This window comes from Pseudomonas indica NBRC 103045 (assembly GCF_002091635.1).
Lineage (GTDB): Bacteria > Pseudomonadota > Gammaproteobacteria > Pseudomonadales > Pseudomonadaceae > Pseudomonas_M > Pseudomonas_M indica.
On sequence record NZ_BDAC01000005.1, the window covers coordinates 133,268 to 157,047 of the forward strand.

Annotated in this window: 15 protein-coding genes and 1 pseudogene; 13 read left to right on the forward strand and 3 right to left on the reverse strand. The window is 58.9% G+C overall.

The window, feature by feature from the left end; genetic code table 11:
- The first annotated feature begins 239 nt into the window (after positions 1 to 239).
- From gspD to PIN01S_RS08370, 11 genes and pseudogenes are all read left to right on the forward strand, one after another.
- Complete coding sequence (gspD, locus tag PIN01S_RS08315) at positions 240 to 2,630, forward strand: type II secretion system secretin GspD (protein ID WP_084335192.1); 2,391 nt, start codon at positions 240 to 242, stop codon at positions 2,628 to 2,630.
- A 196-nt stretch (positions 2,631 to 2,826) separates the two neighbouring features.
- On the forward strand, positions 2,827 to 7,029 hold the full coding sequence (locus PIN01S_RS08320) for a PAS domain S-box protein (RefSeq protein ID WP_369690619.1): 4,203 nt from the start codon (positions 2,827 to 2,829) through the stop codon (positions 7,027 to 7,029).
- Between the two features lie 67 nt (positions 7,030 to 7,096).
- Complete coding sequence (locus PIN01S_RS08325) at positions 7,097 to 7,726, forward strand: response regulator (protein ID WP_084335194.1); 630 nt, start codon at positions 7,097 to 7,099, stop codon at positions 7,724 to 7,726.
- 339 nt (positions 7,727 to 8,065) lie between these two features.
- Positions 8,066 to 8,698: pseudogene (crp, locus tag PIN01S_RS08330) on the forward strand (cAMP-activated global transcriptional regulator CRP); the annotation flags it as partial.
- 479 nt (positions 8,699 to 9,177) lie between these two features.
- Positions 9,178 to 9,642, forward strand: coding sequence for a GspH/FimT family pseudopilin (locus PIN01S_RS08335; RefSeq protein ID WP_084335196.1), 465 nt, complete (start codon positions 9,178 to 9,180; stop codon positions 9,640 to 9,642).
- Positions 9,642 to 10,172, forward strand: a complete 531-nt coding sequence (gene pilV, locus PIN01S_RS08340) for a type IV pilus modification protein PilV (protein WP_090257179.1) — start codon at positions 9,642 to 9,644, stop codon at positions 10,170 to 10,172. The genes PIN01S_RS08335 and pilV overlap by 1 nt, the downstream gene beginning before the upstream one ends.
- A 9-nt stretch (positions 10,173 to 10,181) precedes the next feature.
- The gene (locus PIN01S_RS08345; protein WP_084335198.1) at positions 10,182 to 10,967 is read left to right on the forward strand and encodes a PilW family protein; all 786 of its coding nucleotides are present in this window, start codon (positions 10,182 to 10,184) and stop codon (positions 10,965 to 10,967) included.
- On the forward strand, positions 10,964 to 11,476 hold the full coding sequence (locus PIN01S_RS08350) for a pilus assembly PilX family protein (protein ID WP_084335199.1): 513 nt from the start codon (positions 10,964 to 10,966) through the stop codon (positions 11,474 to 11,476). Before PIN01S_RS08345 ends, PIN01S_RS08350 begins: the two co-directional genes overlap by 4 nt.
- Positions 11,477 to 11,510: 34 nt before the next feature.
- Complete coding sequence (locus tag PIN01S_RS08355; RefSeq protein ID WP_084335200.1) at positions 11,511 to 15,980, forward strand: pilus assembly protein; 4,470 nt, start codon at positions 11,511 to 11,513, stop codon at positions 15,978 to 15,980.
- A gap of 6 nt (positions 15,981 to 15,986) precedes the next feature.
- Complete coding sequence (locus PIN01S_RS08360) at positions 15,987 to 16,385, forward strand: type IV pilin protein (protein ID WP_084335201.1); 399 nt, start codon at positions 15,987 to 15,989, stop codon at positions 16,383 to 16,385.
- Between the two features lie 273 nt (positions 16,386 to 16,658).
- Positions 16,659 to 17,777, forward strand: a complete 1,119-nt coding sequence (locus PIN01S_RS08370; protein ID WP_084335203.1) for a hypothetical protein — start codon at positions 16,659 to 16,661, stop codon at positions 17,775 to 17,777.
- On the opposite strand, the gene PIN01S_RS26880 is transcribed toward PIN01S_RS08370, so the two are convergent.
- From PIN01S_RS26880 to PIN01S_RS08385, 3 genes are all read right to left on the reverse strand, one after another.
- Entirely contained in the window at positions 17,774 to 18,934 is a 1,161-nt protein-coding gene (locus tag PIN01S_RS26880; RefSeq protein ID WP_084335204.1) for a hypothetical protein, read from the reverse strand. The genes PIN01S_RS08370 and PIN01S_RS26880 overlap by 4 nt on opposite strands.
- 144 nt (positions 18,935 to 19,078) lie before the next feature.
- Positions 19,079 to 19,561, reverse strand: coding sequence for a CesT family type III secretion system chaperone (locus tag PIN01S_RS08380; RefSeq protein ID WP_169715803.1), 483 nt, complete (start codon positions 19,559 to 19,561; stop codon positions 19,079 to 19,081).
- Between the two features lie 164 nt (positions 19,562 to 19,725).
- Complete coding sequence (locus PIN01S_RS08385; protein ID WP_084335206.1) at positions 19,726 to 20,253, reverse strand: RNA polymerase sigma factor; 528 nt, start codon at positions 20,251 to 20,253, stop codon at positions 19,726 to 19,728.
- A 305-nt stretch (positions 20,254 to 20,558) separates the two neighbouring features.
- Between PIN01S_RS08385 and sctW the strand changes: the two genes are divergently transcribed.
- Together sctW and sctV are read left to right on the forward strand one after the other, a co-directional pair.
- Positions 20,559 to 21,677 carry a type III secretion system gatekeeper subunit SctW gene (gene sctW / locus PIN01S_RS08390; protein ID WP_084335207.1) on the forward strand — a complete coding sequence of 373 codons (1,119 nt, stop codon included), beginning with the start codon at positions 20,559 to 20,561 and terminating at the stop codon, positions 21,675 to 21,677.
- Complete coding sequence (sctV, locus tag PIN01S_RS08395) at positions 21,674 to 23,761, forward strand: type III secretion system export apparatus subunit SctV (RefSeq protein ID WP_084335208.1); 2,088 nt, start codon at positions 21,674 to 21,676, stop codon at positions 23,759 to 23,761. Before sctW ends, sctV begins: the two co-directional genes overlap by 4 nt.
- Positions 23,762 to 23,780: the final 19 nt, after the last annotated feature.

Sequence of the window (23,780 nt, forward strand, 5' to 3'; positions counted from 1 at the left end):
TCCACCTCGAACCGCAAGGCCGCAGTTCCTTCGCATCACGCACGGCAAGCCCGTCGATCGTTTGCCGACATGGCGAATGAGGGAGCCGCTACTCCCCACGTCTCCCTATTTCCTGGTCTGCCCCTGCCGCTCCCCGTCACGACGACCGAGCCTCTGCGCGCGGAACAGCCCGGCGAACAAAGCCCGGCAACCGCACTGCCGCCTCACCCGACGAAGTACCTGCCGGACAACGACTGACGATGCCATTCACTTTTCTTCGCCTTACCGTCCTTCTCATCGCCAGCGGTCTTATCGCCGCGCCCGTGGTGCATGCCGCCTCGACATCTTCTGCCGCCCCGGCAGCCCAGCAGCAGGGAGAACGCTGGACCATCAACCTCCAGGGTGCGGACATCCGCGACTTCATCGGTCAGATCGCTGAAATAACTGGCGAGACCTTCGTTGTCGATCCACGGGTCAAGGGCCAGGTCACGGTGGTATCGAATGCCAGCCTGACCCTGCCCGAAGTCTATCAACTGTTCCTCTCGGTACTGGCCACCTACGGCTATACCGTACTGCCGCAAGGCGACCAGGCCCGCATCATCCCGAACGCCGAAGCCAAGGCCGAGGCCACCAAGGGCGGCCTCTCCGGGGCGGACAGCCTGGAAACGCGAGTGATTCAGGTCCAGCACAACGCCGTTGCCGAACTGATTCCGCTGATCCGTCCGCTGGTCCCGCAGTACGGACACCTGGCGGCAGTCACCTCGGCCAACGCGATGATCATCAGCGACCGCAAGGCCAACATCGCCCGTATCGAAGAAATCGTCCGCCAACTGGACCAGGCGAACCAACGCGACTACACCGTGTACGACATGCGCCATGCCTGGGTGACCGATGCCGCGGAAATCCTCAACAACACCATCAACGGCGGTGGCCAGGCGAAAGGTGGCGGCACCCAGGTGATCGCCGACACACGGACCAATCGACTGATCTTCATGGGCCCAGCGGAAGCCCGCGCGAAGCTGGTGAACCTCGCCCAATCGCTGGATACCCCCTCCTCCCGCTCGGCCAATACCCGTGTGATCCGTCTTCGCCATAACGATGCCAAGACCCTGGCGGAGACCCTCGGGCAAATCAGCGAGACCTTGAAGACCGGCACCGGCGACGGCTCCGGCAAACCGCAGCAACTGATGATCCGTGCCGACGAAAGCCTCAACGCTTTGGTCATCCTGGCCGAGCCGGATACTGTGAACATGCTCGAGGACATCGTTCGCCAGCTTGATGTGCCCCGCGCCCAAGTATTGGTCGAAGCGGCGATCGTCGAGGTGTCGGGCGACATCAGCGATGCCCTCGGCGTGCAGTGGGCCAGCGATGGACGTGGCTCGGGCACTGTGGGGATCGGCGGCGTCAACTTCAGCAATACCGGCCTGTCCGTCGGTACGCTGCTCGGTGCCATCGCCAACAACCAGGTACCGACCAGCCTGCCCAATGGCGCCATCGTCGGTGTCGGTACCAGCAATTTCGGTGCCCTGATCACCGCGCTGTCCTCGAACAGCAAGAGCAACCTGCTCTCCACCCCGACCCTGTTGACCCTGGACAACCAGAAGGCCGAAATCCTGGTGGGCCAGAACGTGCCGTTCCAGACCGGCTCCTACGCCACCACCAGCGACGGCGCCAGCAACCCGTTCACCACCATCGAGCGCAAGGACATCGGCGTGACACTCAAGGTCACGCCTCACCTCAACGAGGGCGCCACGCTGCGCCTGGAGATCGAGCAGGAGATTTCCTCCATCGCACCCAGTGCATCGCTGTCTGCCCAGGCAGTCGACCTGGTGACCAACAAGCGCTCGATCAAGAGCACCATCCTGGCCGACGATGGCCAGGTCATCGTACTCGGCGGACTGATCCAGGACGACATCACCCACAGCAATTCCAAGGTTCCCCTGCTGGGTGACATTCCGCTGCTCGGGCGGCTGTTCCGCTCCACCCAGGACAGCCACGTCAAGCGCAACCTGATGGTATTCCTGCACCCCACCGTGGTCCGCGACTCGGCAGGCCTGAACGCTCTCAGCGGCCGCAAGTACAGCGACATGCGCCTGCTGAGCCAGGCGAGTGCCGAAGCGGCGAATACCCTCCCGGTGGAGCCGCAACGGCTGTTCGATCGCTCCCAGTCGCCAGGCGTGGAAATCGACCTGCGCCCCCACACTGCGCCTCAGCCACAGAGCGAGCCCGCTCCGGAGGCAGCCATTCCCTCGCCAGCGCCGGTCACCACTCTGCTGGAGACACCCAAGCCGGTCGACCCGAAACAGCTCGGGAACGGGAAAGGTGGCGAAGACGCAGCCCCGATGCCAACGGCTACGCCGCCTCAGCCCCCCCGCGAAGCGGAAAAGCCACAGCGTTATGCGATTCAATTGGTCGGCGGCAGCAGCCTGCCCTTCATGCAGGCGGTTCTCCAGCAGCACCCTGGCGAACCCTTGCGGATACAGGAAACGAAACGGGACAACGAGCCCTGGTTCGTGTTGTTGTACGGTGACTATGACGATTCGACCAAGGCGCGCCTGGCGATGGCCCGGCTACCCAAGCAGTTGCCGCAACGTGATGCCTTCATCTTCGCAAGCTCCGCGGAGGGAACGCAGGTTTCGCGAGTTCCCTGAGCGAAGCGGCGGAGTGAATGACATCGAACGGCTAGGCTGAGTCTAGCGCCCCGGCAAACGAGACGAGCAACCCTGAGGCAGCCTGCGGAACGGACTCCGCGGAACAGTGAGGACCAACAGCATGTCGTCCGGAGTAACGAACGAAGTAGCACAAGCCATGCAAGGCTCCGAATGGCTTCAGGACGCCCTGGTGGGGATGTCCACGGGGGTTGCCCTCCTCGCCGGGAATGGCTCGTTCGTCCGGGCGAACCCGGCTCTCTGTGCCATCACCGGCTTTTCCGAAACCGAACTGGCCGGACGGAATATCCAGGACCTGCTGGCGCCAGAGGATGTCGAGGCGTTCCATAAGGAATGGGAGCAGGCGCTGCGTAACGGGGCCACACGTATCCAGGTGGAATCCAACTACCTGGACAAGCAAGGGCGGACTCTTCGCGGCCTGACCCACCTCAGTTTCCAGCGCCACGACGGGCAGGTGCGACACATCGTCCTGGAAATCACCGAAACGACCGAACGCCGCAAGGCGGAGGCCCAGCGCCTGCGGGAGCGCCTCGAGCAGAACCAATGGCTGGAAAAGGTGACGGAAACCGCCCCGGGCGTCATCGGCATCTACCGCCAGGGGGCCGACGGCCGGCATAGCGTTCCGTCCTGGTCGACCCGGGGATACGAAAAGCTCTTCGGCCTGAACCCCGCCGAACTGGTGGATGACGTCTCCCCTCTCTTCAAGCAGATCCATCCCGGCGATTACGAGCGGGTCATGGCGACCATCGCCGAGTCGGCCCGTACGCTCGAACCCTGGCGCTGCGAGTACCGAATTCGTCACCCCGAGCGGGGTATCGTCTGGATCGAAGGGCGCTCCCAACCCACGATCGAGAGCGATGGCAGCATCATCTGGTACGGCTTCCTGCATGATGTCACCGAGCGTAAGCAGATCGAGCAGGCCCTGCGGGAGAGCGAGGAACGCTTTCGCAAGGCATTCGAGTGCGCCGGTATCGGTATGGCCCTGCTCTCCATGGAGGGCCGCTGGCTCAGTGCCAATCGCACCCTCTGCGACATGCTCGGCTACACGGAAGCGGAGTTGCTGCAGACGACTTCGCAGGCTCTGACGCACCCCGACGATCAGGACAAGGGCCGCGAACTGTTGCGCCAGATCGCGAACGAAGCCTCTCTTCCACAGCATATCGAGAAGCGCTACCGTCATCGGGACGGCCACTTCGTCTGGGTGCGCCTGGCGGCCAACGTCGTGACTTCACCGCACGATACCCCGCCCTACTACGTTTCCTTCTTCGAGGACATCACCCAGGACAAGGCCGCCCAGGAACGTCTCGCCCTGCTGGATTTTGCCCTCGACCACGTGCATGAAGCCGCCTATGTGCTCGATATGCAAGCCCGCTTCCATTACGTGAATCACGAAGCCTGCCGCAGCCTGGGTTATAGCGAGAAGGATCTGCTGGGCATGTCCATACCGGACATCGCGCCTGACTATTCGCTCACGGCGGCCATCGAAAAGCTGATAGCCATTCGCGAGGACGGCACCGGCACCTTCGAAACGGTCCACAGGACTCGCGCCGGCGATATCTTTCCCGTTGAAGTCACCGTCAGTTACTTCACGTTCAACGGTAAGGAATACAACCTGGCGCTGGCCAGGGACATTTCGCGAAGGAAGCGCCTGGAAGCGGAACGCCAGGAGCGCGAACGCCACTATCGCGAAGTCTTCGAGAACTCCTCGGACTGCCTATATCTGCTGGAGGTGACAGAGGACGAGCGATTCCGTTACCTGGAAATCAACGCCGCCTTCGAGCGGGTTTCCGGCTGGCCCCGCAGCCAGCTCATCGGCAGATTCCTGGGTGAGTTCGCGGAGGAATCCACCTCGAGCTTCGTTCTTGGCGAACTCCGCCGTGCCTTGCGCAGCGGCGCCAGTGTGGAGTGGGAATCCGAACTGATGCTGGGTGCCGGCCCGCGCACCATAGCGGGCACGATGATTCCGGTACGGGACGAACACGGCCGGATCTACCGAGTCGTCGGTGTCAGCCGCGACATCACCGAAAGCAAGCATATGGAGGAACTGCTCCGAGCCAGGGAACAGCAGTTCCGCACGCTGGCTGAGAATTCCCCCCATATCATCGTCCGTTACGATCGCGACCTTCGCCGCATTTATGTCAACAAGACGCATGAACGGGAACTCGGTGTGTCGCGTGAGAAGACCATGCATGCACCGGTCGAGGTGGGCTGGGGCGCCATTACACCGATCGAAACCTACAAGGCGATCCTTACCGGCGTCCTGCAAACCGGCCAGCCCGCCGAAGCGATCATCGAATGGCCGTCCATCGAGACCGGCGAAATCATCAGTTACGCCACTCAGTTCGTCGCGGAAAAAGGCCTGAACGGCGAGATCGTGAGCGTCCTCGCCAAATGCTACAACGTCACCGCCATGAAGAAACATGAGCGCCAGGAAGAGGCGCGGCTGCGGATTTTCGAGCACCTCGCTCATGGTGGTTCCCTACCGGAAGTGCTCACCCTGGTCGCCGAATACATGGAAAAAACCCGGCCCGATTTCCTGGCCGCGATCATGCTCATGGACGACGACAAGAAGCACCTTGTCTTCGGCGCAGCACCCAGCCTGCCCGAGAGTTACAACAGCAAGCTCGGCAGGGTGCCAATCGGTGAGGGCATCGGCACCTGTGGAACCTGCGCCTGGCGCAAGGAAACCGTGATCACGGAGGACATCAGCGCCGATCCCAATTGGCGCACTTTCAGCCCCTCGGCCGTCGATGCCGGCCTGATGGCCTGCTGGTCAGAGCCCATTCTCGACTCATCGGGCGAGGTACTGGGCACCTTCTGCATCTACCTCCCGAAACCGGGTCGCCCGACCGAAGAAGACCTGCGGCAGGTGCATCAGGTCACCCACCTGGCGGCCATCGCAATCCAGCGCAAGCGGGACGAGACCCGGCTGAAAGAGAGCGAGCAACGCTACCGGGAAATATTCGACAACTCCATGGACGCCCTCTTCCTGCTGGAAGTGACGCAGGGCGGCGAGTTTCGCAGCATCGAGGTCAACCCCGCCGGAGCGAAGCTCCTCGGTATTCCCCATGCCGGTCTGATCGGCCAGACCTTGGAAGAGGCGCTCCCGGGCCAACTGGCACAACGAGCAATCGCCAAGTACCACACCTGCCTGAAAACGGGTACGCCCATTGATGAAGAGATACGGCTGCACCTGCCCATTGGAACGCGCGATTTTCACCTGACGCTGATCCCGCTGCACCATGAGTCCGGCCATGTATACCGGGTCATCGGTATCGCCCGGGACATCACCGAACGCAAGCGTGCGGAACAGATCCTTCACCGACGCGAGGAGGAGTTCCGTGCACTGGTCGAGAACGCCCCCGATTTCATTTCCCGCTATGACACGAAGGCGCGCTGCCTCTATGCCAATCCGGCCTTCGAAAACCTGCTCGGAGTCACACTCGCCGACCTGCGCGGCAAACGCCTCAATGCCATTCCAGATACTTTCGTCACAAGCTCGCAGATGTCGGACGAAATCATGAGGGTAGCCAGCAGCGGCATTCCCGCAGAGGCTGAGCTGTTGTTCGACGGGTTGCATAACGAGCAGCAGCACCCCATCGTCCAGCACGTGCGGCTCGTTCCAGAGTGCGATCGCAACGGCTCCGTTACGTCCATCCTGGCGATCGGCCGTGATATTTCGGCAATCCGTGCCGCCGAGCGCAGCCTGGAAGAATCGCATGCACGATTGCGGGACCTCTCCCGCCGCCGCGAGACCGCACGCGAGGAAGAACGCAAACGCATCGCCCGGGAGATTCACGACGAATTGGGCCAGCACCTGACGGCATTGCGTATGGGGATTTCCCTGCTGCGCTTCCAGTTCGGCAAGAACAACCCGCTCCTGGTAAAGCGCATCCAGGGCCTGATGACTCTGGTCGACAAAACCATCCGTGTCGTCCGAAACGTCGCCTCCAGCCTACGCCCGGCCGCGCTCAATATGGGGCTTCCCTTGGCCCTCGAATGGCTGGTGACGGAGTTCACCGAGCACACCGGCCTGGAGTGCCATCTGGAAATTCCGAAGGAGCCCCTGCAGATCGACGACGAGCACGCCACGGCTGCCTTCCGTGTCGTCCAGGAATCGCTCACCAACATCGCCCGCCATGCCGCCGCGAGCCGGGTCGATATTTCCCTCTCCTGCAATAGCGGCAGCTACCTGCTGGAAATTGCCGACAACGGCAAGGGATTCGATACGACAGCACCGCGCAAGAAGACATTCGGCCTGGTGGGTATGCAGGAGCGAGGGCTCATGCTGGGGGGCAAGGTGAGCATCATCAGCTCTCCCGGTAATGGCACGACCATCAGATTGCAGATGCCCGTCAACATTGCACAGGAAACCCCATGAGCAGTCGCATCGGAGCGTTCTTGCGCGCCCCATCCAAGGCTCTTCCCACCTTTGCTTCGGAGGTCAAATGATTCGCGTACTCATAGCCGATGACCATGCCATCATGCGTGAAGGTCTGAAGCAGCTCTTCGCTCTGGTCGACGACCTGATCGTGGTTGGCGAAGCCGAAAGCGGCATCGAAGTGCTCGATCAACTGAGAGCCGGTGGCATCGACCTGCTCCTGCTCGACATGAGCATGCCGGGAATCGCCGGTGAGGACCTGATCGCCCGTGTTCATACACACTATCCTCTGCTGCCCATCCTGGTGCTCAGCATGCACAACGAAACCCAGATCGCCCAACGTGCACTCAAGGCGGGAGCTCTGGGCTACCTGACCAAGGACCGCGACCCCGAGGCCCTACTCACTGCCATCCGCCGCGTCGTTGCCGGCGCGCCCTTCATCGATCCGCAACTTGCCGAACAGATGGCTTTGGAAGCGAGCGGCTTCGGCCAACGCGCCGATCACGACGACCTCACCCGGCGGGAACTGCAGATTCTGCGGCTGCTCGCGCGCGGTCTGAGCGTCAACCAGATTGCGACTGAGCTTGCAATCAGCAACAAGACCGTGAGCACCCACAAGGCACGCCTGATGGAAAAAATGGGCTTCTCCAGCAATGCCGATCTGATCCGGTACAGCATCGCGCACAAGATTGTCTGAGTGGCGTTCGGCACTTTTAAAAATAGGAAATACCCTACAAATCCCTACCCAACCCCCACTTAAAAACCAGCCGATCCCGATAGCTCCTGGCGCCAAGAAGAGTCACCGTAGGACACATCCGTAACCGGGCGCCCAGGAGTAACGGCAACAGCCGAATCAGTGGCGAATCAAGCGGTACGGCGAATCTTCACCCAAGGCTCCATGCGCAACCTGGAGGAACGCTGGAACGTAAGTTCCACGGAATCGAAGAGATTCAAACTCCATGCAATGCGATTCATTGCCGGTGAGTTTCCTCCACCAAACAAGATAGAGAACCTCTCTTCTGTATTGGGACTAAAAATGCCACTGACAACTCTCGCTCCAAAGATCAAGAATCTTGAAAAGTTTCTCACCCATTGCCACTACCGGCGGTACCCCGCCAAAAGCACCGTAATCTGCCCAGGCGATCGTTGCGAAACCCTGTATCTGATCATCAAGGGATCGATGAGTGTATTGATCGATGACGACACTGGGCGTGAGCTCATCATTACCTACCTGAAATCCGGAGAATTCTTCGGGGAGATGGGTCTGTTCGATCGCGAGGGACCGAAGCAGACGCGTAGCGCCTGGGTCATCGCGAAGACCGAATGCGAAGTGGCGGAAGTCAGTTATGAACGTTTCCGGGAACTGGCCAAACAGGACCCCGAGCTACTCTACGCGGTCATCAAGCAGATGGCCGAACGCCTGCGCAATACCACACGCAAAGCCTTCGACCTGACCTTTCTCGACATTACGCACCGCGTCGCTCGCACGCTGTTCGACCTCTGCACACAACCCGGCGCGATGACCCATCCGGATGGCATCCAGGTCAAGATCACGCGACAGGAAATCGCCCGGATCATCAGCTGTTCGCGGGAGATGGTCGGTCGAGTACTGAAGAATCTGGAAAACCAGGGGCTGGTTCAGGTCAAAGGCAAGACCATGGTGGTTTTCAATCCGCCCGCCGACTCCCAGAGTCTTTATGCCCTGGAACAAAAAGAAGTCCTCGAAGAGTCTCGCCTACTATCCGCGCAGTCCAGCCATATAAACGAAAGTATTGGCAACACCAAGCCAGCCCAATTCTTTCGTACACCTGCACAGCAAATTGCCTGACACAACCCTGACTAGTATTTCCGCTGACCAGAAGTTCAGGTAACTCACACAAAGCCGGATAATTTCCGGCTTTATTTTTGGTCAACTCGTCAACCGCCCCCGAAAAACTAAGATATTTCCTACAGCGAACACTGGAAATCCCACTTCAAAATCAGTGGCAGCCGATGCCATTTGTCTGAAGAAAACCGCACTCTTCCCACTATCCATCTGCTTTAACGCAAGTAAGCAAAAACCATCGGACTAACCGGGCGACGTCAACTCAGGGAACGAGCAACGCAATGTGATGCGCTCGCTGAACCCACCGCCTGGAGAAACGAAAAATGCCCTGGGGAAAAACCTCATCGGGGTTCACCTTGGTTGAGCTCATGGTAATCGTCGCGATTCTCGGCATCTTCGCCGGAATCGCGGTGCCGAGCTTTACCGACCTGATAAGACGCAACCGCCTTCAGAGCGCCAGCGAAGAGTTCTACGGTTTGCTGCAATACGCACGCACCGAAGCGGTATCGCGTGGCCGCTCTATTACGGTCACCCAAAACAAAGATGGTGCCTGGCTCGTCAAGACGAAGGACAAGGTACTTCGCCAGCAACGCTTCACAGCCGTCGATCTACAGGCCAGCCGCGATACCTTGACCTTTCGCCAGAACGGCACGGCGGATGCGGCGCTCGCCATCGCCGTCTGCGCTCAGAGCACGCCGGCTCTGGTCCGCACCCTAAGCGTGGAAAACAGCGGCAGGGTCAGCCTTTCCAGCAAGACCCAGGAGAAAAAAGCATGCGCCACCTCGTGATGACGCAAGGCCTTCGCGCACTCCGCCGCCAGCGGGGATTCAGCATGATCGAAGTTTTGATCGCCCTGTTGCTGATCGTCATCGGTGTACTCGGCATGGTCGCCATGCAGGCACGGACGATCCAGTACACCCAGGACTCCGTCCAGCGCAACACTGCTGCCATGTTGGCGAACGATCTGCTGGAGCTGATCCGCAGCAACGCCGATGCCGAAGAGAACTATCGCAAAGCCCCTGGCTCGGCGTTCCCCACGGTGGATGCCAAGGATTGCCAGTCCACCACCCTTTCCGTCGACCGCCAGCTCGGTTGCTGGGCATTGCAGGCCCGTAGCCGTCTGCCAGGCGTCACCAACGACCTGCTCACGAAAGAATTCCATGTCTGCCATACCCGGACCCCGGGCGGTACCTGCGGACAGGGTTCTACCGTGGAGATCCAACTGGCCTGGAAGGTGAAGGCTGGCGAATGCCTGGATGCCAGCGACACGACCGAAGGCCCGAAGGTGTGCCGCTACCGCCTGCGTGCGGAAATCTGAGGAGCGACCATGTTTCTTTCTCATCACGCACAACGTGGCCTTTCCCTGATCGAACTGATGATCGCCATGCTTATTGGTTGCTTCCTGATACTCGGCGTCACGCAGATCTTCATCGACAACAAACGCAATTACCTCTTCCAGCAAAGCCAGGCCGCCAACCAGGAGAACAGCCGATTCACTCTGCTCGTTCTGGATCAGGAGCTGGCGAAAACCGGCTATCGACACGTACCGAGCACTTCCTTCAATAGGGCATTTCCAGCCATAGCCGCCAGCAAGGAATGTCCAGCATTCAGTGCCGGGCAGACAGTAAAGCTCAGTGGAGACAACGGTATCTGCCTGCGTTACCAGCCCCGTTATCCGGGCGACACCGATTGTCTCGGCGAGAAAGCCGGCAATGTCCCCGCCACGCCCTATACCAATGTCGACCCCATCACCGAGAAACTGGCGCTCAACGACAGCGGCGAACTGGTGTGCTCCCGTAACAGCAAATCTGCGGTTCTGGTGAAAGGTATCGCCGATATCCGCTTCGAGCTGGGCACCGGTCCCGAAACAGAACGCGTCATCAAGGATTACACCACCAAGCCCGCCAATGGCACGGCTATCCGCTCGGTTCGCTACAAGGCGCTAATGGCCAGCGAACAGGCGCGTATGCGCACGGACGACTCCAGCAAGGTCCTTGACGACTGGAAGGCACTTCTTACAAAGGCGGAACAGAACAGCTTGGCCAAAACCGACCAAGGCCGCCTCTACCAGATCGCCATCGGCAACATAACCCTGAGGAATCTGATGCCATGAGCCCCCTCCTCCATAAACAACGTGGCGCGACCTTGCTGATTGCCTTGGTCATGCTGCTAATCGTGACGCTGCTGGCCATTTCCAGCATGCGCGAAACCACGCTGGAAAGCCGGATGACTGGGAGCGCTCTGGAGCAGAAGCGTTTGTTCAATTCGGCGGAATCGGGACTGCGGGATGCCGAAAAACGACTCACGAATCTTGTCAGGCCGCCAGAGCGGTGCAATGGCAACAACATGAGCGTGACCCCGTTGTGCATCTTGAATCGAGACCCGTCCTACGATACCCCCGACTTCACCGGATCGGTGGCTTACAAAGGCAGCGACAATGCCACGAAACCCGATCGTGAGACGAGCTGGTACGTCATCCAGGCGTACGTCATAACCCCCCAATACGGCGATGCGATGAAAGGTAAAGGAGGCATTTTCGCCTACGAAATCAATAGTCAAGCCAAAAACAGCAAAGGGGGTAAAAGCATTCTTCGTTCAGTTGTCGTTCGACAATTCAACTGAACTCAGCATCGTCGATCTATAAGAGATCTCAGGAATGAAAGTTTTCGATTACTTATCCAAGCCGCTAATGGGCGTCTTTCTTTTTCATGCTGCTTTGGACAGCTCTATAGTCCTGGCGAATGTCGACATCTCTCAAGCTCCCCTCTTCGTCAGCAACGCGGCCCCACCGCTGAACATGTTGGTGATGGGACGTGACCACAAACTGTATTACGAAGCCTATAACGATGCCTCGGACCTCAACGGGGATGGTGTTATCGATGTCGGCTACAAAGGGCATCTATCGACCAGCGTAGGGGGAATCGACTACTACGGCTATTTCGACTCTCATCGCTGCTATACCTACGATGAAAGCAGCCGCCAGTTCAATCCTGCCGACGAGGCACCGAACAAAACCTGTAATGGCAGTAGTTGGAGCGGCGACTTCCTGAACTACTTGACCACCTCACGCATGGACGCCATGCGCAAGGTTTTCTATGGCGGCTACCGAGCCATCGACAGCGCCACCGAAACCGTTCTCGAACGCTCCCATATTCCCCAGGATGCCCATAGCTGGGGCAAGGAATACACCAGTGTCGCAGTCGACGGCTACGACATCAGTAAGTACGCTCCGGTCAGCATCCCCACAAACGGTACGCGGCACCTTTTTGCCAATACCACGCTCAGCTCCGCCGAAGCCTGGGGCCCTCGTCTGCGATTGTTGAAAAACTCTCCTTATCGCATCTGGGAGTGGGTGTCCAAGGAGCGTCCCGTTGCCGACCACGAATGCAAGTCAAGTGGCCACAGCTGCGGTGACATCGCGGATTACCGCGTCCGCGTTCGTGTCTGCGAAAGCGGGAAGTTGGAAGCCAACTGCCAACATTATCCATCGGGAGTAGCCAAGCCCACAGGTATCCTGCACGACTATGGGGCGACGGATCGGATGTACTTCGGCCTATTGACCGGCTCTTACAAGAAGAATACTCAAGGCGGTGTGTTGCGCAGTAACATCGAAAGCTTCTCCCGTGAACTTAACGCCCAGACTGGCCAGTTCTGCCTCAATGGCAACTGCGGTGCCGATGGTGACGTAAAGGGAGTGGTCGATACTCTCAATCGTTTCAAGACCATGGGCTTCAATGGGGATATCTATAATTGCGGTTGGATCACAACTCGTCCGATCGAAGATGGCGAGTGCAATATGTGGGGTAACCCCGTCGCCGAAATGATGTATGAGTCCTTGCGCTATTTTGCAGGCGCCAAGGGACCTCGTTCCGAGTTCGATTACGATCCTTGGTGGGGCGACGACCTAAACCTTGGTCTCGCCAAGCCCGACTGGACTTCTCCCTATTTGTCTAAAGCAGACGGTGGCGGCGGCCATTTCGCCTGTTCAATACCCGTCATGACGGTAGTGAGCGACATCAATACATCCTATGATACAGATCTTCCTGGAAGCCATTGGAAACCACTGAGCAACTCCAATGATCCAAAATCCATTTCCAAGTTGAATGTATCCGAGCAAGTCGATGCTATCTGGAAAGAGGAAAAGAACAAACCTGCACAGGTCATCGTCGGTGAATCCAACGGAGTCGTCGACAATGCCCCTACACCCAAGAAGTTTTCCAATTTTTCAACCATCCGCGGGCTTGCTCCTGAAGAACCGACCAAGCAGGGCTCTTACTATGCAGCCGGTATTTCCCGCTTCGGTGCATTGAACAAGGTCGGTGGAGACAAGGAACTCAGAACCTATTCAGTTGCGCTGACGTCCCCTCTTCCCAAGTTTGAGATTCCTGTCGGCAAGGATCAGATAACCCTTGTGCCGTACGCAAAATCCGTATCGGGATTCAATATCAATGCGGAAAAAGAATTTCAGCCTACCAATCAAATTGTCGACTTCTACGTCCAGAAGATCGCCAATATGGCGGACGATGGTAGCGATTCCGACAAAACCATCAATGAAGGTCGTCCTTATGCCGAGTTCCGCATCAACTTTGAGGATGTGGAGCAAGGCGCCGACCATGACATGGACATGATCGTACTCTATACGGTCGAGGTTACGGAAAAGAACGACCTCAAGGTCAAGCTGTATTCCGAATATGCTGCCGGCGGCATGGACCAGCATGCCGGTTATGTTATTTCGGGTAGTACGGCTGATGGTACCTATCTAGAAGTATGCGATCTGACAGGCAGCCATAACGACGGTACACGCAACAGTTGCGCCGGCCAAGTGGCATATAAGCTGAATACGCCACCGAACCGCCCTGCCGGCTGGTGCTCGATAAAGAAAAATCTTGAAAGTGCCGAATGTGCCGGCCTCCCTCCGGTGGCGGAACGCACCTTTAAACCCGGCGATAGCAAAGGGGCCAAGCTACTCAAAGACCCGCTTTGGTACGCCGCCAAGTATGGCGATCCCAATACCGTCCAGACGGCAAGCAACGATTCGGGCAAAAACCCCACCAACTACTTCCTGGTCACCAATGCCCTGACCCTTAAGGAGCAGTTAAACAAGGCATTCGGCGACATTCTGCAAAATAATGCCTCGGTCAGCCGCCCCGCTGTGATGTCAGACGGCCCCACCCTGGCAGACAGTCGCTCGGTTTATAAGACCTCATTCAAGGCAGGAAGCTGGAGCGGGGAATTTTTCAAAGAAACGCTGAACCCCGCTACCGGTTCATTGACTCGTGCATGGACCGCCCAAATTCCTCTCAGCCGGACTATTAAAATGGCCGGTCGCAAGGGGGCATTGGTGGACTTTCAATGGAACAATCTTAGCGACGAACAAAAAATCGCACTTAGCAAGGGGGAAGATGGAAAATCTGACGATAACGGGGCCAAACGGCTGGAGTATATCCGCGGTGACCAAAGCCTCGAAGGTAATGGGTTTCGACAGAGGAACGCCCTGCTTGGTGACATCGTCAACTCTGGTCCGGTGATCGTGGCGGGAGCTCAGTATCTGGGATACATGGCCGATGCCCTCGAAGGCAGCGGGAGCAACTACAGCCAGTTCCAAACGAAGCAGAGCAAAGTACGCCAGCAAATTTACGTCGGTGCAAACGACGGCATGTTGCACGCTTTCGACGCTAACACCGGCACGGAAACCTTTGCTTTCGTACCCAGCGCAGTCATTGAGCATCTAAACCAACTGACCTTCCCAGGGTATAACCATCGCTACTACGTCGATGGCTCCCTGAGTGTCAGCGATGTGTTCTTCGACGGCAATTGGCACACCGTGTTGGTTGGCACTCTCCGGGCGGGTGGTCGTTCGTTGTTCGCGCTGGACGTTACCAATCCTGACGACATCCAGCTTTTGTGGGAATTCAGCGATACCACTCCCGAAACCCTGGATGAAAAAACGAAACTCAGTGACCTGGGATACAGTTTCCCTGAACCCGCCATTGCACGGCTGCATAGCGATCAATGGGCGGTTCTGATGGGTAACGGTTATGACAGTGCCAACAGCGCCAGTGGGAAAGCCGTCCTGTTCATTCTCGACATCAAAACAGGCAAGCTGATCAGCAAGCTGGATGCTCAAGGCAACAATAAGGCCTACAACGGTCTTTCCAGCGTCCGTATTGCCGATTACAACGGCGATAATGTCGCCGACTATGCCTATGCCGGCGATTTGCAAGGTAACCTCTGGCGCTTCGATCTCCTGAGCAGGAATCGTAATCAAAGTGCCCCACTCGGCAGATCCAGCGACGGTCCCGGTGTGGCTGGGCAATTCAGCGTATCGTTCTCTGGTAAACCGCTTTATACGGCCGTTTCGGAGGACGGTAAGGCACAGTCCATTACAGCAGCACCTTCCTTGGTCCCTCACCCAACCCAAAAGGGCTATCTGGTTGCCTTCGGTACCGGCCGTTATTTAGGCGAAAGTGACAAGTCGAATGTTGACGTGCAAACACTCTATGGCATCTGGGATACACAGACCCAGGGTGAAACAGCCCATAACGTCCGCGATCTCGGACGCGAGAATCTCCAACAACAATCCTTTGAGCTCCAAAAGGTTTCTTCATTCGGCCAAGCCACCCATAACGTTCGTATCCTGAGCCAGAACCCGGTTACATGGCTGAATAGCAACGGCGATATCGAAAAATGGGGTTGGTATTTGGACTTCAAAGTCGGCCAGGAAAAAGATACGGGTGAGCGGGTTATCGATGAAATGCAACCCCGTGGCCAAGTGCTCTTCGTCGGTACACGCATACCGAGTAGCGACCCTTGCACGGCCGGCCTTAAAGGCTGGAAGTATGCCATCGACCCCAATACGGGAGGCCGTACAGACTTCAATGTCTTCGATCTCAGTGGAGACAACACGGTCGACATGAGCGACAGCATGGGCGGCGATATAGTGGTATCCGGCATAGAAACATCGGCGGCAGGAGGCTATGACGTCAGCGGTGACAGGATATTTAGCCCCGCTAGCGGTAGCAATAACAGTGACCGTAACGGCAACGATGACGGAATGCTCGTCAACCTAGGCCCCAATGCCACCGGCCGCCAGAGCTGGCAAGTCGTCCCGACGGAACAGGAGTAACGTGCCATGCATCAGGCTCGCGGTTTCACCCTGATCGAACTGATGATCGTCGTGGTGATCATCGGCATCCTCGCCGCCATCGCCATTCCGAACTATCAGCAGTACGTGATCCGCGGCAACCGGACGGAGGGCATGGCCCTCCTGAACGATGCCGCGGCGCGGCAGGAGCGCTACTTTTCGCAGAACAACGAATATGCCGACACCGCCAAGAAGCTCGGCTTGTCGGAGTTTTCTGCGAACAGGCTTTACCAGTTGACGATTGCGGTCGATGGCGACGGTTATACGCTCAACGCCATACCGCAGAATGCGCAGACGAGAGATACCACCTGCCGCACGCTGACCCTGGACGCCATGGGCGTTCGCGGAGAGACCGGTAGCGGCGACGTATCGGACTGCTGGCGGTAAAGCCTCGAAGAACGCAGGGTAGGGATTCGCCTAGGTCCCCCTACCCTGCGTTTCTAGCATATGTCCACGTCCTGTCAGCTCCATCCCTCCTCCACACTAACCACGCTTATCCCGTACCCACCCAGGGCTCGGACTATCCCTACCCGCCCCCTCCGGCTTCCGACAACAAAATCAGTGGCAAACCGATAGCTCCTCGACATCGGATTCTCCAGAGTCGGCAATAACCACTCTATCGATTGCCAACGGCGACCGAGCAGGACAACGGAGCACTCCATGTCGATCAGCAAAGCCGGTATTCCTTCCCGTGTCAGGATGCTCTTGCAACCCCTCTCGCTCGCCACGGCGGGTATCGCAACGGGTGCCTGGCTGTTGTGGGACGATGCTTTCTCGCCGCTGTCCCTGGAACTCGCCGCATCGGCCGTCTCCATTGGCCTGGTATCGGCGATCTGGTCCGCTGCGCGTGCCGATGCCACGTTACGGTCGTATCGCCATGGCGAGCCGGCCGGCAAGCCTGCGCAAATGGAGATCGCGGCAAACCTGGATGAGGTGCTGCCGGCCTGCAGTCGGCAGCTCGAAATCGCCCGGCACTATAGCGAGAGGACGACCAGCACCCTGGCCACCTGTTTCACCGATCTGGCTACGCGAACCGAGCGGTTGGTGCTTCTTTACGAAGGAACCGACGGTGGCCTGCCCAGCCTGTTCGAACTCAATCGTTGCGCTCTGGGTAGGCTAAAAAGATCGTTGGAGACGGCTGGCAAGGAATCGCTGGCGCAGGAAACCCGGGAACTGCTGACATTGCTGGTCCGTTTGCAGGATCAAACGAAGAGCCTCAGCGATACGACCCGGCAAAACAAGCTGTTGATTCTCGATGCGTCGATTTCGCTTGCGGCGTCTCAATCCGAAAAAGGGAAACTGACATCGGTCGCAGCAGAGCTGCGTCAGCGTCAGGAGATCATCGCTGACCAGGAAGGCCGAATTCGGGAAACCGTGGCCGCGATTCACCAGGGAATCGCCAGTACCCAGGCGATCACTCAACAGTATCTTCAATTCAGCCGATCCCCCGACAAGGTGCAGGACCGGATATTCGAAGAGCTCGATATGGCCGCTTTGAAAGTCCTGGATGCCAGCATGGAGCTGCGGCAGGCCAACGACGCCATCGCCAATGAGGTGGCATTTCTGCTGCTCGCCTTGCAGTTTCAGGAACGCACCGCCGATGCGCTCGAACGCATCGACAATTCCTTTGCCTCTATGATGCCTCGCTCGAAAGCTGACGATGCAGCTCAAACAATCGACGCCCCCGTGAGCGAATCCGGCCCAGCTCAAAGCGCCACCGTCACGCCGATGGAACGAGAAAGCCCGGAATACTCCGGGCTTCGCTCGTGTGCAGGCTAGGAGGACCGCATCCATCCACGGGAGGATTGGCTAAACACCTTCTCCAAGGTGTTTTCTCCATGGCGCTTGGAAGTGATGGGGGTTTTCTCATCCTCATCCGCGCCTGACTGCTCAGCGACTATTTCCGATTGCTCCCCACCGTAATAGCGCTGCGATTCCACCGTATCTTTCAGGAGCGACGGTGTAGGGATATGGGATGATTCACCCGTCTGGCTCGTCAGCTCGATCTCGAGCGTGCTGCCCTCGGGGGGAGCGACGTGCTCCTGCGTCGGCGGAGCAGGCGGCGTCGGGGCCGTCGGGGCTTCGGGCGGAGTGGGTGTCGCAGCCGGTGGCTTCGGAAACATCGCACCCACCGTCTCTCGGGCGTTGAACCAGGTGTGCAGCATCATCCAGGACTTCGCACCGCCCATCACCATGCTGGTCGCAACCTTGAAGCCCCCCTTCGGATTCGACATCTCGGTAACCGCATCCAGCATGGCCCCGGAAGCCCCGGCAACCGTACCCCCTGCGATGCGGTTCTTCGCTTCGCGCCAGTTGTAGGGGCCGTCCTTGATCTCTTTGTACTTGAGTTCGCCATGGAACCCGCCCCCACCCACCAGCGGCTTGCGCAGGTTGATGATCGACTGGGCGATGCCTCCTCCGATAGCGGAGGACGCAACATCCAGCCCGACGCCCTTGAAGACGTCTCCCCAGCCTTTGCCGATGCCGAGCTTCTCCTTAACCAAACCCTTGAGTGCCCCTACCGAACTGAAGGTGGCGATGAAGGTGTTATAGGTGAACTTTTTACCCTTGGCGCCATTGATATCCGGCTGGTACTGGAAGCCATGCCCCAGCTTGGTCCGTAGCTTCGTACAGGCGACTTCCGCGGAGTAGTGGGCAATGCCCAGGCAGGCACCGCCAATCAGGTTGCCGATCGCAACACCTGCGGTAGCGCCTTCAGGTCCCGCGATCGATTCGCCCACTTTCTTCCCTACAGCAGGAGCCAGCTTGTTGGCGAAGCCCCAGGCCACACCGCTGACGATGGCCTGCTGGCCGGCGGAGCCCAGCCAGGAGTTGATCTTTTCGCCTTTGGTCTGAGGGCCGCTCGGCGCGGGCGTGAGTGGCGCCGAGTCGTGCAATGTAATTGCGAGATGGGGTGGTTGATTACCGACTTGCATGGGTCATTTCCTTCGTTTTTATCGGCTTGCAATGAAAGATCATTCGTCTTCATCGGGGAAACGCCACACCGTTAGCGCCAGATTCGGGCAGACAGCACTACGGGAAAAACCAGCCGTACTGAATCGGCGATCCATGGCGTTTCACTAAAGACCGATTCCGGACGATTTCAGGGAGGTTCCCATCCGCAGGCGGCTGCTTTCGCTGGCGTCCTGCAGGGATTTCTCGAGGCTCCGATACTGGGTCAGGGTTTCGCAGATGTTCTTGGCCAACCCGTAGCCATCGAGGCCGTCGATATCGAAGGTGTAAGCCAGGGCACCATGGTCAGTCCCGGGGATGATCGCGTAGGTGCCGAAGGTGCGCGGCAACAGCAGGTTCTGCTCCAGCAGCTTGCGGTACACCTCGGCCTGCCGGGCTGGCGGAATGGTGCCCAAATCGAAGAACACCGTGATCCGGCCCTGGTCCCACATCTTGTAGTTCAGCAAACCGATATCGATGCCGCCGACCACCAGGTGACCGGTCTCCTTGAGCGCGGCTGCGTCGACGCCGAAGGCGTCTGCCAGTTCAGTGATCAACCGGCCGTAAAGCTCTTCGTGGGCAGCCTGCAGGGTTTCTTCTTCTTTCGTCATGTGACTCATCTCCTTTGTGTTTCGAGAACGATGCGTGTCTCGGCAGTTGAGTGGCATCGATCACAAAGGGGTTCCGTCATTCGGGGATTTGCTTACCCTGAGCGGGATAAACCGCTCTACCCTGCGGGTGTGCGCGGCACACCCTTGGGCTGGAATGGCTGAACTCAGCTGAAAACCGTGTTTTTCAATTGCTCGCGGGCACGGGACAGGCGCGAGCGGACCGTACCGACCGGAATGCCCAACGCCTCCGCGGCGTCCTGGTAGCTCAGGTCGCTTTCCACGATCAGATCCAACAGGGTGCGCATGTCGCTGGGCAATGCCTCGATGGCCTCCGCCGTGCGCGCCAGGGTGTGGTGCTGCTCGGCAAGCGCGCCCGGGTCCATGTCGTATTCCAGCGTGCCGATCACATCGTCCAGATCGCTGCACTGCGGCTGGCCATACAGGCATTTGAAATGGTTGCGCACCAAGTTCACCGCGATACCGAACAACCAGGTTTCCGGCTTGGAAGTACCGGAGAACTTATGCTGATTACGCAATGCCTCGAGATACGTCATCTGCATCAAGTCTTCGGCATCGTCCTGATTCAAAACCCGCTTGCGAATGAAGCGACGAAGTTTCTGCTCACAGCTCTTGGCCAGCTCACCCCAATCCACTTGAGTCAGTTCAGGGCGTTGGATCGCAATATTTTCCATGGCTTGTCCTCTTTTATCGAACAGGTAATGCCAGAGTTGGCAAAACACCTATTGCAGAGCCCATGCCATGGAATAAAACAAAATCAACTTATTGATTTTAAAAGAGAAATTTAAATTCAAAGGAATTAATCAGTGCAACCATCTGCAAAAAGGAAAAAATCCAATGCAACAATTTGCACGTCTTTCTTCCTTATATATATGCACCCCACCAAAAGCCTCTCGAGCCAAATAAATTCACTCTTTCGGAACTCATCCGTTATTTTTTCCACACAGCAGTTGAACCTCTCCAAGTGGGTCAACTCGTCATGTCGATCAATTCTCTCAACGGCATTCAGCCCAATAGTTTCAGTACTCCCGTAGACCTACCCGAGCCTCCTGCCGAGAAACCGGCTCAAGCGATCCAGAGCCAACCCTTGGCGAACTCGATGGAAGAGATTTCCATGGCGTTCAGCGAAAGCATCGAGCGTCACAGCAAAACGCTGCACAACCGGGAGATTGCAGGTCGGAAATCTGCACGCGCCGTGGAGCGCGTGGAAAAGCTGGCCGAGCTTTATCGCCTGCTGGACCAGCCCTCACTGACACAGATGAGCAAACAGGCCGAGCAGATGCGCGGCCTGCTGAGCAAGAATCCGTCCGTGGACGATCTGCTGGAGCAGGTCGACAAGGACCCGGCCCGCGCCAGCCTGCTGTTGCAGCAGATACAGCGCCAGGCCAAGGCGGAAGGTAATCTCACCGACACCCAGACTGCCGAGCGCTACCTGCAGGCGCTGGAGAAGGACTACGGCGAGCAGATTCGCGCCGGCTTCAACACCGCGGCCGCCATCGCCGACTTCAGTTCGGACCCGCAGCAGAAGCAGGCCATGCGCCAGCTCTATTACCAGGCGGTGGTGAACCAACAATCCGCAAGCGGTCTTCTCGACTCCCTGCTCGAGCGTTTCGACGAGAAAGATTTCAATCGCGGCCTGCACGCCATGCAACGTGCCCTGGCCGACGACATTGGCGCCCTGGCCCCCTCGCTCACCCCCAAGGCGCTACGCGACCTGCTCGGCCAGCTCAACGCCTCCAGCCAACTGAGCCATACCCTGAAAAGCAGCCGCGATCTGCTCGAGCGCGTCGGCAGCGAAGACAACCCACCCGGCATGAGCGCCATCCAACTGACCCGGCGCCTGCTGCGCCTGGCCAATGCCGGCGTGTTCGTCCGCGACTTCCAGAACCTCAGCCATGAGGTGATCGGCAAGGAACCCCTGAAGCAGGCGCCATTCCTGAATGCCTTGTACCCCGTGGTCAATGAGCTGCCCGTCGCCCTCTGGAAAGACGCCAAGAGCCGCCAGAGCGGGCTGGGCATCCTGCGCGCCCTGATGGACGAACAGGCCCGCGTCGAGCGGCAACTGCGCACGGAACCGAACAGGAAGGCGAGCGCATGAATGGTCTAATCGTATTGTTGAACCGCATCGCCATCAGCGCGATGCGGCGTTCCGAGGTGGTCGGCGCCGTCATGGTCATGGCCATCGTGTTCATGTTCATCCTGCCGCTGCCGACCCAGGTGGTGGACGTGCTGATCGCGGTGAACATCAGCTTGTCCTCCCTGCTGATCATGCTGGCCATGTACCTGCCGACACCGCTGGCGTTCTCCACCTTCCCCGCGGTGCTGCTGCTCACCACCATGTTCCGCCTGGCGCTGTCCATCGCCACCACGCGGCTGATCCTCTTGCAGCATGACGCCGGCCACATCGTCGAGGCGTTCGGCAACTTCGTGGTGGGCGGCAACCTGGCGGTGGGCCTGGTGATCTTCCTGATCCTCACCATCGTGAACTTCCTGGTCATCACCAAGGGTTCCGAACGGGTCGCCGAGGTCGCGGCCCGCTTCACCCTCGATGCCATGCCCGGCAAGCAGATGTCCATCGACAGCGACTTGCGCGCCGGCCTGATCGACGGCACCGAGGCGCGCATCCGCCGCGAGCGTCTCGGCAAGGAAAGCCAGTTGTTCGGCGCGATGGATGGCGCCATGAAGTTCGTCAAGGGCGACGCCATCGCCAGCCTGATTATCGTCTTCATCAACATGCTGGGCGGCTTCGCCATCGGCGTGCTGCAAAACGGCATGGCCGCCGGCGACTCCATGCGCCTGTACTCGGTGCTGACCATCGGCGACGGCCTGATCGCCCAGATTCCCGCGCTGCTCATCTCCCTGACCGCCGGCATGATCATCACCCGCGTCTCCGGCAGCCAGACGGTGGATGCCAACATCGGCCAGGAAATCGCCGAGCAGCTCACCAGCCAGCCCAAGGCCTGGATCATCGCCTCCGTCGCCATGCTCGGCTTCGCCGCGATCCCCGGCATGCCCGGCGCGGTGTTCGTGACCATCAGCATCGTCTGCCTGGGCAGTGGGCTGCTGCAATTGTGGAGGGCCAAGCAGAACGGCCTGAGCAATCAGAACACGGCCGTGCAATGCGAGCCGGAACAGAACGGCCACGAAGACCTGCGCCGCTTCATCCCTACCCGTCCCTACCTGTTGCAATTCCACAGTCAGCACCTGGGGCAGCCGCTGGCGGAATCGGTCATCCACGGCATCCGCCAGCAACGCAACACCCTCGTCTATCGTTTCGGCTTCACCCTGCCCTCCTTCGAGATCGAGTACAGCGAGCGGGTGGCGCCGGACGAATTCCGCTTCTGCATCCACGAAGTCCCGGTGCTCAAGGCCAGCTTCGCCAACGGCAAACTGGCGGTCGAACGCAACCTGCTGGGCGAACACGCCGAGGGCATCCCGCCCGGCGACCCGGACCGCGAAGAAGCGGCGTGGGTCTGGCTCGACCCGGACCACCCGGCGCTGCAGAACGGCGAGTTGACCGGCGTTCCCGCCGAGGCGCTGATCCAGGAACGGATGAGCAAGGCCTTGCACAGCACCAGCGCGCAATTCATCGGCCTGCAGGAAACCAAGGCGATTCTCGGCTGGCTGGAAAGCGAGCAATCCGAACTCGCCCAGGAATTGCAGCGCGTGCTGCCCCTGTCGCGCTTCTCCGCCGTGCTCCAGCGCCTGGCGGCCGAACGCATCCCGGTGCGCGCCATCCGCCCCATCGCCGAGGCGCTGATCGAACACGGCCAGCACGAACGCGACGTCGGCATTCTCACCGACTACGTGCGCATCGCCCTGCGTACGCAAATCTGCCACCAGCACTGCGACAGCGAAGGCCTGCACGTCTGGCTGCTGACGCCGGAGACCGAAGTGCTGCTACGCGACTCCCTGCGCCAGATGCAAACCGGCACCTTCTTCGCCCTCTCCCCCGAACTCGGCAACGTACTGATGGAACAGTTGCGCGCCGCTTTCCCACTCAGAGGCAGGAAGAACGCATTGCTCCTGGTGGCCCAGGATCTGCGCAGCCCGCTACGGACCCTGCTGCAGGACGAATTCAACCAAGTGCCGGTGCTTTCTTTCGCCGAGTTGCAGAGCTCCATACCAGTCAACGTACTGGGCCGGATCAACCTCGACGACTCGCACATGATGCTTGCCTGACGGCATTTCGCTTGATTGG

Bases quoted from the DNA above. Each gene is read 5' to 3' on its own strand.
- gspD (WP_084335192.1), top strand. From the start codon at position 240: ATGCCATTCACTTTTCTTCGCCTTACCGTCCTTCTCATCGCCAGCGGT.
- PIN01S_RS08320 (WP_369690619.1), top strand. From the start codon at position 2,827: ATGTCCACGGGGGTTGCCCTCCTCGCCGGGAATGGCTCGTTCGTCCGG.
- PIN01S_RS08325 (WP_084335194.1), top strand. From the start codon at position 7,097: ATGATTCGCGTACTCATAGCCGATGACCATGCCATCATGCGTGAAGGT.
- PIN01S_RS08335 (WP_084335196.1), top strand. From the start codon at position 9,178: ATGCCCTGGGGAAAAACCTCATCGGGGTTCACCTTGGTTGAGCTCATG.
- pilV (WP_090257179.1), top strand. From the start codon at position 9,642: ATGACGCAAGGCCTTCGCGCACTCCGCCGCCAGCGGGGATTCAGCATG.
- PIN01S_RS08345 (WP_084335198.1), top strand. From the start codon at position 10,182: ATGTTTCTTTCTCATCACGCACAACGTGGCCTTTCCCTGATCGAACTG.
- PIN01S_RS08350 (WP_084335199.1), top strand. From the start codon at position 10,964: ATGAGCCCCCTCCTCCATAAACAACGTGGCGCGACCTTGCTGATTGCC.
- PIN01S_RS08355 (WP_084335200.1), top strand. From the start codon at position 11,511: ATGAAAGTTTTCGATTACTTATCCAAGCCGCTAATGGGCGTCTTTCTT.
- PIN01S_RS08360 (WP_084335201.1), top strand. From the start codon at position 15,987: ATGCATCAGGCTCGCGGTTTCACCCTGATCGAACTGATGATCGTCGTG.
- PIN01S_RS08370 (WP_084335203.1), top strand. From the start codon at position 16,659: ATGTCGATCAGCAAAGCCGGTATTCCTTCCCGTGTCAGGATGCTCTTG.
- PIN01S_RS26880 (WP_084335204.1), bottom strand. From the start codon at position 18,934: ATGCAAGTCGGTAATCAACCACCCCATCTCGCAATTACATTGCACGAC.
- PIN01S_RS08380 (WP_169715803.1), bottom strand. From the start codon at position 19,561: ATGACGAAAGAAGAAGAAACCCTGCAGGCTGCCCACGAAGAGCTTTAC.
- PIN01S_RS08385 (WP_084335206.1), bottom strand. From the start codon at position 20,253: ATGGAAAATATTGCGATCCAACGCCCTGAACTGACTCAAGTGGATTGG.
- sctW (WP_084335207.1), top strand. From the start codon at position 20,559: ATGTCGATCAATTCTCTCAACGGCATTCAGCCCAATAGTTTCAGTACT.
- sctV (WP_084335208.1), top strand. From the start codon at position 21,674: ATGAATGGTCTAATCGTATTGTTGAACCGCATCGCCATCAGCGCGATG.